We start from the raw sequence: 14,014 nt of genomic DNA on the forward strand, positions 1-14,014 counted from the left end.
TATCTGCGGATAAGGTTGTTCAGGGTTCTTACACGCGCCGCTGTGCGAAGTAAAACCACTCCTGGCCGACCTCGCCGCGCGGATTCGGAAACACCACAAAGCCGTCGGCCGGCGCGGTGACGGCTTCGCCGCCGTGCCGCGTGCCTATGGCCTCGCCGGCTTTCACCGCGTCAAAGCTGCGCCATTCGCGGGTGAAGCTGTCGCCCTCATGTTCGCGGTCCATGACATCGACCAGGCGCAGGATTTCGCGCTCCATGGGAACCGGCGCGGCTTGCTGCTCCACCAGGCCCAGCAAGCCCAGGGTCTGCAGGATCGCGTAACGCGCGACCAGCACCGCCTGCGGGTCGTCGTGCTGGCCGCATTCCAGCGTCACGCCATAGCCGCCGCGCGAGCGCATGTACTCGGTTGTTCCCACGCCGTAGTTCGGGTCGGTCACCAGGCTTTGCGCGCGGCTGCCGCTGCCGGCCTCGGCCGAGGCCGTGCGCCGCTTCACGCCGCGCGCATAGGTCTCCAGCCAGCCTTCGACGATGCGGTGCGGCCCGGTGTGCAGCGCCAGCTGCATTTCCTCGGCTGCATGGGAAAAGGGCTCGAGCGCACCGTGGTTGTTCTGCGGCCCGATCATCACAAAGGGCGCGCCGCCGGTGTGGAAGGAGTGCAAATCCAGCAGCACGTCGTGCGCATCCAGCAGCGGACACAGCACGTTGGCGATGCGGTCCTCGAAGTCCTGCGGGATCGCGCTGGGCGCCATGTTGCGGTTGAGGTTGCGCTCGCCCATGCGCTGCTTGAGGCTGTAGGCCAGCGGGTTGGTCACCGGTACAAAGGTCACGGTGCCGCGCGCTATGGCCAGCGCGCCGCCGTCGATTTCTTCCAGCAGCTGCGTGATGGCGCGCGTGCCGCAGGTTTCGTTGCCGTGCACGGCGCCGGTGACCAGCAGCCGTAGGCCGGGGGCCAGGCCGTGGTAGGTGTGGGCGCGCAGGTGGGTGGGGTGTTTGGGGGGCATGGCTGTTACCGTGAGGTGAATGGGTGGAGCGCCGGGCATGGCGCGTTCATAGGAGCTTATAGCGCAGCGCCGGCTTGTGCCGCCGTTGGCGGTATACATTAGCTTCCATCGTGGTCGGGCATCGCGCGATGCGGCACAACAATCCGGCGAAAAGCAATCTTAAAAAACGCATGCACGCTGTTTGTAAAACCCTTTTCCTGGCGCTGCTCATCAGCCTGGCCCTGTTTGTCCTGGCCTTTGGAACGCCTGTCGTGAGCATGTTCACCTCGGCCAAGGTATTGCAGTGGGTGGGCTGCGCATCGGCCGGTTTTGACAACCCGGCCATACGCTGCGGTTACGGTGGCGGCGGCGTGGTCAGTGAGCGCTTCGGCCCGCTGAGCTACTGGTTCACGACCTTGCTGGCGCCGTATTTCCTGCTCAAGCATTTCTGGGACGTGATGCTGGGCTGGCTGGTGTTGATCGTGCTGTTCGGCGGGCTGGCCACGGCCAGCGGCAAGGGCAAGCCCGTGGCGAAACGGCCTGTGGTTTGGCCTGATACACGGCCTGAAAGCTGAGCCCGTTTCGGCTGCTTTACACAAAGCAGGGATTGGAAGGGGTGTAATTGCGGTAATAATGCAACTCGATTGCGTTAATTGACGTCCGCAGCACTTCACATCCCATGACCGACCGTCCGTACGACCCCATAGACACCTTGCTGTCCGCCCACGGGCTGCGCCGCACTGCGGCGGCACGGCGGGTGCTGGGCTGGCTGCTGGCGCATCCAGACACTAGTTACACCCATGCGCAGCTGCAGGCGGCGCTGGCCGGCGACGCCGAAGTGGCCTTGGACCGCGTCACGCTGTACCGCCTGATAGACCGGCTCACGCAGGTGGGGCTGCTGCTGTGCCGGGTCGACGCCAATCGCGTGCGGCGCTACCAGGCCATGCCTAGCAGCGTGCATGCGATCCCGCACTTTGAATGCCAGAGCTGCCACCGCGACAGCCCGCTGGACGGCGCGTTCTCGGGGGCTTTAAAAGCCAATGCCAACGACCTGGAGCGCGCCGCGCAGACCGCGCTGCAGGCGCTCAAGGCCCTGGGCTACCAGGGCATGAGCATGGACTTCGCGGTGCGCGGCGTGTGCGCCGACTGCGCGAGCACCGCACCGGGCACGGCCTCTTCATGATCAGCACGCGCGAGCTTGTTTACCGCTACGCCGGAGGCCCCGAACTGCGCTTCGAGGACGTGGACGTGGCCCAGGGCGGCGTGCTGCTGCTGCGCGGCGCGTCGGGTTCGGGCAAGTCGACCTGGCTGGCGCTGGCCGCCGGTTTGCTGGCGCCTGCCGGGGGCGAGATCACGGTGGCGGGCCAGGCCATGAAGGCGCTGGGCAAGGTCGCGGGCGATGCCTGGCGGGCCGCCACCATAGGCTTTCTGCCGCAAAAACTGCATTTGAGCGCGGCGCTCACGGTGCACGGCAACCTGGCCATGGCGCAGTGGGCCGCGGGCCGGCCGGCCGACGAGGCCCGCATCGCCGAGGCGCTGGCCGCGCTGGACGTGCAGGCGCTGGCCCAGCGCAAGCCGGCGCAGCTCTCGGGCGGCCAGGCGCAGCGCGTGGCGTTGGCGCGCGCGGTGCTGCTCAAGCCCCAGGTGATCCTCGCGGACGAGCCCACGGCCAGCCTGGACGACGAGGCTGCCGCGGCCTCGCTGGACTTGCTGCGGGCCACGGCGCGGCGGCAGGGCGCGACGCTGGTGATTGCCACGCATGACGCCCGCGTGGCCGAGTTTTTCAAAGACGAAAAAGGCCTCAAGGCCTTGCAGCTGGGGCGCCGCCAGCCATGAAGACCATTGTTTTCGCCTGGCGCTACCTGTGGTCGCGTCCGCTGGCCGCGGCGCTCAACCTGCTGCTGCTCACGCTGGGGCTGGCGTCCATCACCTTCCTGCTGCTGGTGGGACACCAGATCAACCAGGCTTTTGACCGCGACCTGGCTGGCATCGACGTAGTGGTGGGCGCCAAGGGCAGCCCCATGCAGCTGATTCTTTCGGGGGTTTTCCACCTCGATGTGCCGACCGGCAATGTGCCGCTGGCCGCGGTGAAGGAACTCGAAAAACATCCCCAGGTCGCCAAGATCATTCCCATCAGCCTGGGCGACAGCTTCCGCGGCTTTCGCATTGTGGGCACCACGCCCGACTACATCAGCCACTACGACGCGCAGCTGGCCGAGGGCACGCTGTGGGCCAAGCCCATGCAGGCGGTGATAGGCGCGCAGGTGGCGCGGCAGACCGGCCTGAAAGTGGGCGACAGCTTCACCGGCACGCACGGCCTGGGCGGCGGGGGCGAGGAGCACAAGCTCAGCCCCTATGTGGTGTCCGGCGTGCTGGCGCCCAGCCGCACGGTGCTGGACCGCCTGGTGCTGACGGCCACCGAATCGGTCTGGCAGGTGCATGAGACCGACACCGCGCTGGACGACGACGACCGCAAGGTGCTGGAGGAAGACCGCGAAATCACGCTGGCGCTGATCCAGTACAAAACGCCGCTGGCGGCGGTGACCTTTCCGCGCTATATCAACAGCAGCACCGAGATGCAGGCCGCCGCGCCAGCGCTGGAGATCACGCGCCTGCTGAGCATGGTGGGCGTGGGCACCGACGTGCTGCGCGCGCTGGCCGGCGTGCTGCTGCTCACGGCGGGCCTGAGCGTGTTCATCGCGCTCTGGGGCGCGGTGCGCGAGCGCCGGGCCGACCTGGCGCTGCTGCGCATGCTGGGCGCGCCGCCGGGCAAGGTGGCCGGCCTGCTGCTGTGCGAAGCCCTGTGGCTGGCCTTGCTGGCCACGCTGCTGGGCGTGCTGGCGGGCCAGGGGCTGACGGCCTTGCTGGGCTGGGCGCTGCAGCTCGAAAAATCCGTGTTGATCGGCGCCGTGTCCTGGCCGGTCGAACTGGTAAGCGTGCCGGTACTGGCCCTGGGGGTGGCGCTGGCGTCCGCGCTGCTGCCCGCCTGGGAGGCCTACCGGGTCAGTGTGTTTGAACTTCTCCAATCAAGGTAACTTTTATGCCAAGCCTTCGTTTCGTCCAGCAATTCCTCAAGTTCTCGCCCGTCCTGGGCGGCGTGGCCGCGCTGGCCCTGAGCGCTACCTTTTCGCTGGCCTACGCGCAGCACAGCGACAAGGAAACCAAGGAAGACATCCAGCGCCACCGCGCCATGGCCGCCGCCCACGAAGCCGCGGCCAAGTGCCTGGAGTCGGGTAAAAAAGACGAGGTTTGCGAAAAAGAACTGCAAGCCGCTTGCAAAGGGCTGGCCGTCGGCAAATACTGCGGCATGAAGCACGTTCACTGAGCCCGGCGAACCGCCCAGGCCTGAACCGGTGCCACACCTGCAGGAGTCCCGCATGAACCCCATCCTTCGCAATTGCCTGAGCCACGCTTTGCTGGCCTGCGGTTTGTCCCTCACGGCCGCGGGCCTGCAGGCGCAGACCCTGTCTTCGCCGGTGGCGGGCGGCGCCAAGCCGGCTGCAACTGCCGCGGCGCCGGGCTTTGACTTGCCGATAGGCCAGGGCGCGGGCGTGCATGGCGCCAACAGCCCGTTTCCGCCGCTGGCGGCTCGCGGCGACGTGGTGCCCTGGTCGGTGCTGACGGCGGTGAAAACCAAGAATGAGAAAAACCGCATCCTGCCGGTCTTCACCCTGGACCAGATGGCGCTGAACCAGAAAACCCAGCGCATCCAGGGTTTCATGATGCCGCTGGATCCGGGCGAAAAACAAAAACATTTCCTGCTGTCCTCGGTGCCGCTGACCTGTGCCTTCTGCCTGCCGGGCGGACCCGAGAGCATGGTCGAGGTCAAGACCAAGACGCCGGTGAAATACAGCATGGAGCCGGTGGTGGTGGAAGGGCGTTTCCTGGTCTTGAATGACGACGCCTACGGCCTCTATTACCGCATCACGGATGCCACCAGCGTCAAATAAACGCCGGAGTTCAGGTTCCGCCGGGGCCCTGGCCTGGCTGCTGGCCGCCGCGCTTTTGCTTGCGCAATTGCTGGGGCTGATGCACGGCGTGGTGCATGGCCCGCAGGCGCATCTGCATGCGCATGTACATGCGCACCAGGACAGCCACCACCCTGAGCACGCCGCTCCTGCGCATGCCGAAGAGCGGGATGAAGGCGGCTGGCTGGCCTCGCTGTTTTCCTCGCATGACGGCGATTCGGACTGCCGCCTGTTTGACCAGGCCAGCCACGGCCAGGCGGCGCCTACGCTGCCCATGCTGAGTTTGCCGCTGGTGCTTTCCAGCCTGGCTTTTGATATCTCCCGCGGCGAAGCGCTCGCCCGCTGGGCGGCGCTGTTTGACGCGCGCGGCCCGCCTCCCACTCGCTGAATCTCCCTCGTTTGCTTCGCTCCGGCCGCCAGGCCAGGCGCAGCCATGCCTTTTTGATTTTTCCCGATTCAGCGAGTCACCATGAAACCACCTTTTATCAGCCGCGTGCTCTGCGCCGCGGCAACGCTTTCTTGCGGCCTGGCGAGTGCCCAGGCCACCGCCCCCGCACCAGCCACCGCGCCCAGCCTCAAGGAAGTCACCGTGACCGGTAACCCCCTGGGCACGGCCGAGCTGATCGCGCCGGCCGCGCAGTATTCGGGCACCGGGCTGCTGCTGCGCAGCAAAACCACGCTGGGCGAAACGCTGGACGGCGTGCCCGGCGTGAGCAGCACCTACTTCGGGCCCAACGCCAGCCGGCCCATCATCCGCGGACTGGACGGCGACCGCATCCGCATCCTGGGCAACGGCGGCGCGACGCTGGATGCCTCCAGCCTGAGCTATGACCATGCCGTCACCAGCGACCCGATCAGCATCGAACGCGTCGAGGTGCTGCGCGGCCCAGGCGCCTTGCTCTACGGCGGCAGCGCCGTGGGCGGCGTGGTCAATGTGATCGACAACCGCATCCCGCGCGAGCCGCTGTTCGATGAAAAAGGCGGCGTGGGCGGCAAGGTCGACCTGGGTTTGGCCAGCGGCAACCGCGAAAAAAGCAGCGGTGTGCTGCTCGAAGGCGGCAACAACCGTTATGCGCTGCATGTGGATGTGTTCAACCGCGAGACCGGCGATGTGAAGGTGCCCACCGACCTGGCCTGCGGCAAGGGTGGCGTGAACACCATCACCAACCGTATTTGCAATTCAGACAGCAAGGTGCATGGCGGCGCGGCCGGCGGCTCGGTGTTTTTTGACCATGGCTACCTGGGCGCGTCGGTCAGCACCTACCGCAGTAACTACGGCACCGTGGCCGAAGACGACGTGACGATTGACATGAAGTCGAACCGTGTGGCGCTGGAAGGCGAGCTACGCGACCTGGGCGGTTTTATCCGCAGTGTGAAAGGCCAGCTGAGCCACACCGACTACCAGCACACCGAGTTTGAAGGCCCCAACCCGGGCACGGTGTTCAAGAACAAGGGCAGTGATGTGCGGCTGGAGGCGCGCCATGCGCGCATCGGAAACCTCGAAGGCCTGGTCGGCTTCCAGTCCGAGAACAACCGTTTTTCGGCCGACGGCGCCGAGGCCTTTGCGCCCTACAGCAAGACCGCGCAGAACGCCGTGTTCGCTTATGAGGAGTACGCCACGAGCTGGGGCAAGCTGAGTTTTGGCGGGCGGCTGGAGTCGGTGAAAGTGGAGTCGCTGGGCAACCCTTTGGTGGCGCGCTTTGCGCCGCTGACGCGCGACTTCACGCCGCACAGCTACGCGCTGGGCGCCTTATGGAATGCGGCGCCGGGCTGGCAGCTGACCAGCAACCTGGCCTACACCGAACGCGCGCCCAAGGACTATGAACTCTTCGCCCAGGGCCCGCACGTGGCGACCAGGGCCTGGGAAACCGGCGACCCCACCCTGGGCAAGGAAAAATCGACCAGCCTGGACCTGGGCGCCAGCTGGAAGTCGGGCGCCAACAGCTTCAGCGCCAATGCCTATGTGCACCGCTTCAAGAACTACATAGGCCTGCTGGCCACGGGCAACCGCTACGGGCAGGAAGACGGCGCGCTGAACCCGGCCGACCTGGACGGCGACGGCGTGGACGACAGCAACCCGGACAACCCGTTGCTGCCGGAGTTCGCCTACACCGGCGTGCGCGCGCGTTTTGTGGGCTTGGAAGCCAGCGGCAACATCCGCCTGCTCGAAGGCGCGTCCAGCGTGGACCTGGCGCTGCGCGGCGATGTGGTGCGGGCCACCAACCTCAGCAACGGCCAGCCTCTGCCGCGCATCGCGCCGGCGCGTGTGGGCGCCAGCCTCATCTGGGCCAGCGGGCCCTGGGGCAGCAGCATAGGCTTTGACCATTCCATGGCGCAAAACCGCGTGGCCGACGGCCAGCGCGCGACCCCGGCCTATACGCTGTGGAACCTGGCCGCTACCTACCGCATGAAGGCCGGCGCCAGCAACATCCTCTGGTATGCCAAGGTCGACAACCTGACCAACCAGCTGGCCTACAGCGCGGCTTCGGTGCTGACGACCACGGCGTTCCCGAAGGCGCCGCTGCCGGGGCGCAGCCTCAAGGTGGGCATGCAACTGGCGTTTTAAGCGACAGCCGGAAGCAGGGGGCCAAGGACGGCAAGCTAAGATTGCGGCAATGAACTCGCTGGTCTTTGAGTCCCTTTTCCCGGTTGTGCTGTTGATTGCCGCGGGCTTTTTCGCCGGCCGGGCGCAGTGGATCAGGGCCAATGCCATCAAGGACCTGTCCAACCTGATCTTTCTGCTGCTCACGCCGGCGCTGCTGTTTCGCACCATGAGCCGGGTGCGTGTCGAGCAGCTTGACTTCAAGCCGGTGCTGGCCTACTTTCTGGCCGTCATCGTGCTCTTCGGCGGGACCCTGCTGGTGCAGGGCTTTAACCGCCGCGCGGCGGTGCTGGCGCTGGCCAACACCTTTTCCAACACCGTGATGATTGGCATCGCGCTGATAGGCCTGATGTACGGACCCCAGGGGCTGGTGACGCTGTTCACGCTGGTGTCCGTGCATTCCCTGGTGCTGCTGACCAGCGCCACGGTGGTGCTGGAACTCGCGGTGGCCCATGAACAAAAGCTGGGCACCAGCGACGAAGTGACCAGCGCGCCGCGCCACCCGGTGGCCACCGTGATGATGGCCGTGAAAAACGCGCTGCTGCACCCGGTGCCGCTGCCCATCATCGCCGGCCTGCTGTTCGCGCAGACCGGTTTCACAATTCCCGCCGTCGTCGACAAACCGCTGGAACTCATGGCCAACGCCTTTGGCCCGCTGGCGCTGGTGCTGGTCGGCGTGACCCTGGCCAACACCCGCGTGGGCGAGCACTGGCGCCAGGCGCTGGCACTGGCCGGGGTGAAGAATCTGCTGCACCCCTTGCTGGTATTCGGCCTGTGCCGCCTGCTGGGCGTGGGCGGCGTGCCCATGTCGGTGATGGTGGTGGCCTCGGCCCTGCCGATAGGCGCCAATGTGTTTTTGTTCTCCCAGCGCTACAAGGTCGCCGAAGAGCTGATCACCGCCAGCGTGGTGGTGTCCACCGCGCTGGCCCTGGTCACGCTGACCGTGGTGCTGATTTTGGTCGGCCATTTCGGCTGACGCCTGTCCCGGAGTCCTTTGATGCAATTCCTCCAGTCACTGCCGGTGTCGGCGCAGACCATAGGCCTGCTGCTGCTGTCCAACGTCTTCATGACCTTCGCCTGGTACGGCCACCTGAAAAACCTCGCGGCGTCGCCCTGGTACACCGCGGCCCTGATCAGCTGGGGCATCGCCCTGTTTGAGTACTTGCTGCAGGTGCCCGGCAACCGCATAGGCTTCACCCAGTTCAGCGTGGGCCAGCTCAAGATCATGCAGGAGGTCATCACCCTCAGCGTGTTTGTGCCCTTCGCGGTGTTCTACCTGAACGAGCCGCTCAAGCTCGACTATCTTTGGGCAGCGCTGTGCATGGTGGGCGCCGTCTACTTCATCTTCCGCAGCGCTTAACCGGACAACTCTTAAGCAAGCAGGGGCCGCGGAACCGGCTTTGCCGGGCCGCAGGCGCAGCGGCCCCCTCGGGGGGCAGAGAGTTACACGCAGTGAACGAACGTGGGGGCGTTACACTTTCGTCATATTTTTGACTTACTTCCTGAGGAATAGACATGCTGTTTGGCAAATTGCTGCCGCGCGAAGGCAATTTTTTCGAGATGTTCAACCAGCATGCCGAACGCATCGTGGAGGCGGCGCATGCTTTTTCCAAGCTGGTCGCCAACTACAGCGACGTGGAAAAGCGCGAAGCCTTCAACCGGGAAGTCGACCACGCCGAGCGCGCCGCCGACCGCATCACGCATGAAGTCAACCGCGCGCTGCACAGGACCTTCATCACGCCGATAGACCGCGAGCAGATCCACAAGCTCATCAACACCATGGACGACGTCGCCGACCTGATCCAGGACTCGGCCGAAACCATGGCGCTGTACGACGTGCGCCACATGACGGATGACATCGTGCGGCTGACCGACCTCAGCGTCAAATGCTGCGAACGCCTGCAGGACGCCGTGGCGCTGATCGAAAAAGTCAGCGATGCCGCGACGGCCGAAGCCGCGCTCAAGACCTGCGAGGAAATCGACAAGCTCGAATCCGACGCCGACCGCGTGATGCGCTCGGCCATGAGCCGGCTGTTCCGCGAGGAGCCCGACGTGCGCGAGGTCATCAAGCTCAAGGCGGTGTACGAACTGCTCGAAACCATCACCGACAAGTGCGAGGATGTGGCCAACCTGATCGAGGGCATCGTCCTCGAGAACTCCTGATCGCGGGCGCCTGAATCATGCAAACCGTACAGGCCGCCCTGTGGGTGGTGTTCCTGCTGGTCTTCCTGGCCATCGCCTTCGACTTCATGAACGGCTTTCATGACGCGGCCAACTCGATTGCCACGGTGGTGTCGACCGGCGTGCTCAAGCCGGGGCAGGCGGTGCTGTTCGCCGCCTTCTTCAACTTCCTCGCCTACTTCATCTTCCACCTGAGCGTGGCGGCGACCATAGGCAAGGGCATCGTCGCGCCGGGGGTGGTCGACACCCATGTGGTGTTCGGCGCGCTGATGGGGGCTATCACCTGGAACATCGTCACCTGGTTTTACGGCATCCCCAGCAGCTCCTCGCATGCGCTGATAGGCGGCATCGTCGGGGCCGTGATCGCCAAGGCCGGCGCCAGCGCGCTGATCGCCTCGGGCGTGTTCAAGGTGGTGGCCTTTATTTTCGTGTCGCCCCTGCTGGGGTTTTTGCTGGGTTCGCTGATGATGGTGGCGGTGGCCTGGGTTTTCCGCCGCGCCACGCCCTCGCGTGCCGACCGCTGGTTCCGCCGGCTGCAGCTGGTGTCCGCGGGCGCCTACAGCCTGGGCCACGGCGGCAACGACGCGCAGAAAACCGCCGGAATCATCTGGTTGCTGCTGATCGCCGCGACTACCAGCAATGTGCAGGGCCTGCCGGTCTGGATGATGGCGACCACCGAGCACCTGCCGGTCTGGGTGGTCATCGTCTGCTACATCGCCATCGGCTTCGGCACCATGTTCGGCGGCTGGCGCATCGTCAAAACCATGGGCCAGAAAATCACCAAGCTCAAGCCCGTGGGCGGCTTTTGCGCCGAAACCGGCGGTGCGCTGACGCTATTCCTGGCGACGGCGCTGGGCATTCCGGTTTCCACCACCCACACCATCACCGGCGCCATCGTGGGCGTGGGCTCCACGCAGCGCGCTTCGGCCGTGCGCTGGGGTGTGGCCGGCAACATCGTCTGGGCCTGGATTTTCACGATTCCTGCCTCGGCCTTCGTGGCTGCGATCGCCTACTGGGTCAGTCTTCAGGTGTTCTGATCAAACGAACACACCTGGCGAGAGAGGGGCGCTTAACCAAGCAGGGGCCGCGGAACTGGCTTCGCCAGGCCGCAGGCGCAGCGGCCCCCTCGGGGGGCAGCGCATTACACGCAGTGAAAAGCGTGGGGGCCCTATCTATTGGCTGATTTTCTTCGCTTCTTCGACCTGGTACTCGAAGTAACGCTGGAAGCTGAAGACAATGCTGGACATCAGTGAAATCGTGCCGAACAGCAGGGCGAACACCACCGCACCTATGGTCAGCCAGTTGGTGTTGCCGGCTTTGGTGTCCGGCGCGGCTGCGTTGTGCAGCGCGTTCCATTTGTCGGTCGGCATCAGGCCGTAATAAATCGCGGTCAGCGCCGTGCCGGCCAGGGTGAAACCCAGCAGGGGAATCAGCACCCAGGCCAGTTGGTCGTCCTGGCCGTACATCCGTACACGCTCCACGCCCCACCAGCCCAGCGCCGCGACGATGGGATGCAGCCAGGCCCATACGTCGCCCAGGCCGAACAGGTAAAGGCGGTGGATGCCGAACTGGCCGCCTATGAAGGCCAGCCAGGCGGCGAGGGTTTTGTTTTTCGGGGCTTTTGGGGAGGACGCTGTGGCGGTTTGCATGCGGCGATTATGCGGCGGGCGGCTCGGGTGGCGGCTGGGTGTCGCCGGCGCCCAGCACTTTTTCCATGATGACGATGTCGCGCCAGGCGCCGAATTTCCAGCCGCAGGAGCGGACGGTGCCGACTTCGGTGAAGCCGAGCGCGCGGTGCACGCCCACCGAGCCGGCATTGGCCGAGTCGCCTATCACGGCCATGGCCTTGCGTATGCCCACGGCTTCAAGCCGCGCCAGCAGTTCGGCCAGCAGGGCGCGGCCCAGGCCTTTGCGGTGCAGCCCGGGTGCCAGGTAGATCGAATCCTCCACTGAAAAACGGTAGGCCGGGCGCGGCTTGAACCAGTTGCCGTAGGCGAAGCCGGCGATTTCCCCGTCCTGCTCGGCGACCAGGTAGGGCAGGCCCTTGGACAGCACGTCGGCCCGGCGGGCCGCCATGTCGGCCGCGCCGGGCGGCTCGGTTTCAAAGGTTCCCGTGCCGTGCAGCACGTGGTGGCCGTAAATGGCGGTGATGGCGGGAATGTCCTGGTCGCGGCTGGGGCGTATGAGGGGCATGGGGACGGCGCTTGATTGTGGAGCGGCGGGAGAAGGATGGGGAAAAGGGCGAATTTCCGGTAAAACCGTCCGGCAGGCTATAATCTCAGGCTTTGCAGCAATTCGCTGGCCGGGTGGCCATGTCGTGTGTCTCAAGCGCTGCAGAACATTGGGGTAACTACTTTACCGGTAAGCCCCACCACCCGAAGGATAAATCATGGTCGTCATTCGACTTGCACGCGGCGGTTCCAAGCACCGTCCTTTTTTCAATATTGTTGTGGCTGACAAGCGCGTCCGCCGCGACGGCCGTTTCATCGAGCGCATCGGTTTTTACAACCCGATCGCCACCGGTGGCGAAGAAGGCCTGCGCATTGCGCAAGACCGCCTGACCCACTGGATCGGCGTGGGCGCACAGCCGTCCCCGACCGTGCTGCGCCTGGTCAAGCAAGGCGCCGCCAAGGCCGCCTGAAATCCCCGAAGCTTTTAACCCAAGTTTCGATGCAGCCCGGCCTCTCGCCGTCCGCGGGCTTGACACCTTCAAGCTTGCCGGACGACGCCGTTGAAGTCGGGCGCATCCTGGATGCCTGGGGCGTCAAGGGCTGGGTGAAAATCCTGCCGCACAGCTCTGATCCGGAAGCGCTTTTCGCGGCCAAATCCTGGTTTTTGCAAGCGCCCGACGCCAAATTCCGTCCGGGTTTCACCGTGTTTTCCGGCACCGTCACGCTCAGCGTGGACGAGGCCAAGGTTCACTCCGACTCCGTGGTCGCCAAGTTCGCCGGCCTGGACGACCGCAATGCCGCCGAGGCCTTGCGCGGCGCCCGCATCTTTTTGCCGCGCAGCAGCTTTCCCGCCGCCTCCAAAGACGAGTACTACTGGGTCGATTTGATCGGCCTGAAAGTGGTCAACCGCGAAGGCGTAGACCTGGGCTTGGTGCGCGACCTGATGGCCACCGGCCCGCATTCCGTGCTGTGCGTCGAGTACTCCGTCCAGCAGGAGGGCGGCAGCAGCGGCACCGCCGAACGCATGATTCCCTTTGTCTCGGTCTATGTCGACACCGTCGATATCGCGGGCAAATGCATCACCGTGGACTGGCAGCCCGACTACTGAGGCCTGCCGCTTTCCGCGGTCTATTTCGGGGCCTTTCCCGGCTCATTTCCCCCCGGCGCCCGGCTCGCGCAAAATAGCCTTCCCATGCGCTTTGACCTGATCACCCTGTTTCCCGAGCTTTTTGCGCCTTTCCTGGCCAGCGGCGTCACGCGCCGTGCTTATGAGTCGGGCCTGGTGCAGGTCAAGCTCTGGAACCCCCGCGATTTTGCCGACGGCAATTACCGCCGGGTCGACGACCGGCCTTTTGGCGGCGGCCCCGGCATGGTGATGATGGCCGAGCCGCTCACGCTGTGCCTCGAAGCCATCCAGGCCGACCGCGCCGCCGCCGGCGCGCCCAAGGTGCCGACGGTGCTGTTTTCGCCGGTAGGCAAGACACTGGACCACGCCGGCGTCGAAAGCTGGTCGGCCAGTGCCGGCGCGGTGCTGGTGTGCGGGCGCTACGAGGGGCTGGACCAGCGCTTTATCCAGGCGCATGTGGACCTGCAGATCAGCCTGGGCGACTTTGTGCTGTCGGGCGGTGAAATTGCCGCCATGGCCTTGCTGGACGCGGTGGCCCGCCTGCAGCCCGGCGTGCTCAACGACGAGGGCAGCCACCAGCTGGACAGCTTCAATCCGGCGCTGGACGGGCTGCTCGACTGTCCCCACTACACGCGGCCCGAGAGCTGGCGCGGCCAGCCTGTGCCGGCCACCCTGATGTCGGGAAACCACGCCCATATCGAGCGTTGGCGGCGTGAGCGGCGGCTGGCTTTGACGCAACACGAACGCCCTGAATTGGTGCAAAAAGCGCGTGAGCGTGGGCATTTGAGCGAAAGCGACGAGGCTTTTCTGGCCGATCTGCTTGAAAACCCCGACAAGGATGCTTGAGAAAAGCCCCGGCTTGCTATAATCAAAGGCTTTTCGATCCTCTGGCGGCCACTGCAACCATCTGAATCATCTTCGGGTGAATCCATGGATTTGCGGTCTTTAGCGTAGCGCGTGCATGAACGAAAAAGTTAGATGGAAAAA

The 14,014-nt window shown here is 65.2% G+C and carries 18 protein-coding genes; 15 read left to right on the forward strand and 3 right to left on the reverse strand.

Features of this window, described 5'->3' with window-relative positions; genetic code table 11:
• Positions 1-28: 28 nt before the first annotated feature.
• Entirely contained in the window at positions 29-1,000 is a 972-nt protein-coding gene (locus AC1D09_RS04780; RefSeq protein WP_477660652.1) for a M14 family metallopeptidase, read from the reverse strand.
• 170 nt (positions 1,001-1,170) lie between these two features.
• Between AC1D09_RS04780 and AC1D09_RS04785 the strand changes: the two genes are divergently transcribed.
• The 12 genes from AC1D09_RS04785 to AC1D09_RS04840 all read left to right on the forward strand — a co-directional run bounded on the left by AC1D09_RS04785 (position 1,171) and on the right by AC1D09_RS04840 (position 10,767).
• The gene (locus AC1D09_RS04785; RefSeq protein WP_477660653.1) at positions 1,171-1,554 is read left to right on the forward strand and encodes a hypothetical protein; all 384 of its coding nucleotides are present in this window, start codon (positions 1,171-1,173) and stop codon (positions 1,552-1,554) included.
• 104 nt (positions 1,555-1,658) lie between these two features.
• Complete coding sequence (locus AC1D09_RS04790) at positions 1,659-2,162, forward strand: Fur family transcriptional regulator (protein ID WP_477660654.1); 504 nt, start codon at positions 1,659-1,661, stop codon at positions 2,160-2,162.
• Positions 2,159-2,815, forward strand: a complete 657-nt coding sequence (locus AC1D09_RS04795; protein WP_477660655.1) for an ABC transporter ATP-binding protein — start codon at positions 2,159-2,161, stop codon at positions 2,813-2,815. The genes AC1D09_RS04790 and AC1D09_RS04795 overlap by 4 nt, the downstream gene beginning before the upstream one ends.
• Positions 2,812-4,014, forward strand: coding sequence for an ABC transporter permease (locus tag AC1D09_RS04800; protein ID WP_477660656.1), 1,203 nt, complete (start codon positions 2,812-2,814; stop codon positions 4,012-4,014). Before AC1D09_RS04795 ends, AC1D09_RS04800 begins: the two co-directional genes overlap by 4 nt.
• A gap of 5 nt (positions 4,015-4,019) precedes the next feature.
• Positions 4,020-4,304, forward strand: coding sequence for a hypothetical protein (locus AC1D09_RS04805; protein ID WP_477660657.1), 285 nt, complete (start codon positions 4,020-4,022; stop codon positions 4,302-4,304).
• 52 nt (positions 4,305-4,356) lie between these two features.
• The gene (locus AC1D09_RS04810) at positions 4,357-4,929 is read left to right on the forward strand and encodes a DUF3299 domain-containing protein (protein WP_477660658.1); all 573 of its coding nucleotides are present in this window, start codon (positions 4,357-4,359) and stop codon (positions 4,927-4,929) included.
• Positions 4,910-5,335, forward strand: a complete 426-nt coding sequence (locus tag AC1D09_RS04815) for a hypothetical protein (RefSeq protein WP_477700957.1) — start codon at positions 4,910-4,912, stop codon at positions 5,333-5,335. Before AC1D09_RS04810 ends, AC1D09_RS04815 begins: the two co-directional genes overlap by 20 nt.
• A gap of 81 nt (positions 5,336-5,416) precedes the next feature.
• A complete protein-coding gene (locus AC1D09_RS04820) occupies positions 5,417-7,513 on the forward strand; it encodes a TonB-dependent receptor (RefSeq protein ID WP_477660660.1) in 2,097 nt (698 codons plus the stop codon).
• Between the two features lie 49 nt (positions 7,514-7,562).
• Positions 7,563-8,525, forward strand: coding sequence for an AEC family transporter (locus AC1D09_RS04825; protein WP_477660661.1), 963 nt, complete (start codon positions 7,563-7,565; stop codon positions 8,523-8,525).
• Positions 8,526-8,546: 21 nt separating this feature from the next.
• On the forward strand, positions 8,547-8,909 hold the full coding sequence (locus tag AC1D09_RS04830; protein WP_477660662.1) for a DMT family protein: 363 nt from the start codon (positions 8,547-8,549) through the stop codon (positions 8,907-8,909).
• Between the two features lie 155 nt (positions 8,910-9,064).
• A complete protein-coding gene (locus AC1D09_RS04835) occupies positions 9,065-9,712 on the forward strand; it encodes a DUF47 domain-containing protein (protein WP_477660663.1) in 648 nt (215 codons plus the stop codon).
• Between the two features lie 17 nt (positions 9,713-9,729).
• The gene (locus tag AC1D09_RS04840) at positions 9,730-10,767 is read left to right on the forward strand and encodes an inorganic phosphate transporter (protein ID WP_477660664.1); all 1,038 of its coding nucleotides are present in this window, start codon (positions 9,730-9,732) and stop codon (positions 10,765-10,767) included.
• Positions 10,768-10,902: 135 nt separating this feature from the next.
• Here the strand turns inward: AC1D09_RS04840 and AC1D09_RS04845 are convergent, their stop codons facing one another.
• Together AC1D09_RS04845 and AC1D09_RS04850 are read right to left on the reverse strand one after the other, a co-directional pair.
• On the reverse strand, positions 10,903-11,379 hold the full coding sequence (locus AC1D09_RS04845) for a hypothetical protein (protein ID WP_477660665.1): 477 nt from the start codon (positions 11,377-11,379) through the stop codon (positions 10,903-10,905).
• Positions 11,380-11,386: 7 nt separating this feature from the next.
• Positions 11,387-11,923, reverse strand: a complete 537-nt coding sequence (locus tag AC1D09_RS04850; RefSeq protein ID WP_477660666.1) for an N-acetyltransferase family protein — start codon at positions 11,921-11,923, stop codon at positions 11,387-11,389.
• 196 nt (positions 11,924-12,119) lie between these two features.
• Here AC1D09_RS04850 and rpsP point away from each other — a divergent pair, with 196 nt between their 5' ends.
• From rpsP to trmD, 3 genes are all read left to right on the forward strand, one after another.
• A complete protein-coding gene (rpsP, locus tag AC1D09_RS04855) occupies positions 12,120-12,371 on the forward strand; it encodes a 30S ribosomal protein S16 (RefSeq protein ID WP_007865872.1) in 252 nt (83 codons plus the stop codon).
• Positions 12,372-12,400: 29 nt separating this feature from the next.
• Positions 12,401-13,009: a ribosome maturation factor RimM gene (gene rimM, locus AC1D09_RS04860; RefSeq protein WP_477660667.1), complete on the forward strand. Its 609-nt coding sequence runs from the start codon at positions 12,401-12,403 to the stop codon at positions 13,007-13,009.
• Between the two features lie 84 nt (positions 13,010-13,093).
• Complete coding sequence (gene trmD, locus AC1D09_RS04865; RefSeq protein WP_477660668.1) at positions 13,094-13,873, forward strand: tRNA (guanosine(37)-N1)-methyltransferase TrmD; 780 nt, start codon at positions 13,094-13,096, stop codon at positions 13,871-13,873.
• Positions 13,874-14,014: the final 141 nt, after the last annotated feature.

Source organism: Polaromonas sp. P1_A2 (assembly GCF_056406895.1).

Coding starts and splice junctions, on each gene's coding strand:
- AC1D09_RS04835 (WP_477660663.1), top strand. CDS start 9,065: ATGCTGTTTGGCAAATTGCTGCCGCGCGAAGGCAATTTTTTCGAGATG.
- AC1D09_RS04830 (WP_477660662.1), top strand. CDS start 8,547: ATGCAATTCCTCCAGTCACTGCCGGTGTCGGCGCAGACCATAGGCCTG.
- AC1D09_RS04815 (WP_477700957.1), top strand. CDS start 4,910: ATGCCACCAGCGTCAAATAAACGCCGGAGTTCAGGTTCCGCCGGGGCC.
- AC1D09_RS04820 (WP_477660660.1), top strand. CDS start 5,417: ATGAAACCACCTTTTATCAGCCGCGTGCTCTGCGCCGCGGCAACGCTT.
- AC1D09_RS04790 (WP_477660654.1), top strand. CDS start 1,659: ATGACCGACCGTCCGTACGACCCCATAGACACCTTGCTGTCCGCCCAC.
- rpsP (WP_007865872.1), top strand. CDS start 12,120: ATGGTCGTCATTCGACTTGCACGCGGCGGTTCCAAGCACCGTCCTTTT.
- AC1D09_RS04795 (WP_477660655.1), top strand. CDS start 2,159: ATGATCAGCACGCGCGAGCTTGTTTACCGCTACGCCGGAGGCCCCGAA.
- AC1D09_RS04825 (WP_477660661.1), top strand. CDS start 7,563: ATGAACTCGCTGGTCTTTGAGTCCCTTTTCCCGGTTGTGCTGTTGATT.
- AC1D09_RS04780 (WP_477660652.1), bottom strand. CDS start 1,000: ATGCCCCCCAAACACCCCACCCACCTGCGCGCCCACACCTACCACGGC.
- AC1D09_RS04785 (WP_477660653.1), top strand. CDS start 1,171: ATGCACGCTGTTTGTAAAACCCTTTTCCTGGCGCTGCTCATCAGCCTG.
- AC1D09_RS04805 (WP_477660657.1), top strand. CDS start 4,020: ATGCCAAGCCTTCGTTTCGTCCAGCAATTCCTCAAGTTCTCGCCCGTC.
- AC1D09_RS04850 (WP_477660666.1), bottom strand. CDS start 11,923: ATGCCCCTCATACGCCCCAGCCGCGACCAGGACATTCCCGCCATCACC.
- AC1D09_RS04845 (WP_477660665.1), bottom strand. CDS start 11,379: ATGCAAACCGCCACAGCGTCCTCCCCAAAAGCCCCGAAAAACAAAACC.
- AC1D09_RS04800 (WP_477660656.1), top strand. CDS start 2,812: ATGAAGACCATTGTTTTCGCCTGGCGCTACCTGTGGTCGCGTCCGCTG.
- AC1D09_RS04840 (WP_477660664.1), top strand. CDS start 9,730: ATGCAAACCGTACAGGCCGCCCTGTGGGTGGTGTTCCTGCTGGTCTTC.
- AC1D09_RS04810 (WP_477660658.1), top strand. CDS start 4,357: ATGAACCCCATCCTTCGCAATTGCCTGAGCCACGCTTTGCTGGCCTGC.
- trmD (WP_477660668.1), top strand. CDS start 13,094: ATGCGCTTTGACCTGATCACCCTGTTTCCCGAGCTTTTTGCGCCTTTC.
- rimM (WP_477660667.1), top strand. CDS start 12,401: ATGCAGCCCGGCCTCTCGCCGTCCGCGGGCTTGACACCTTCAAGCTTG.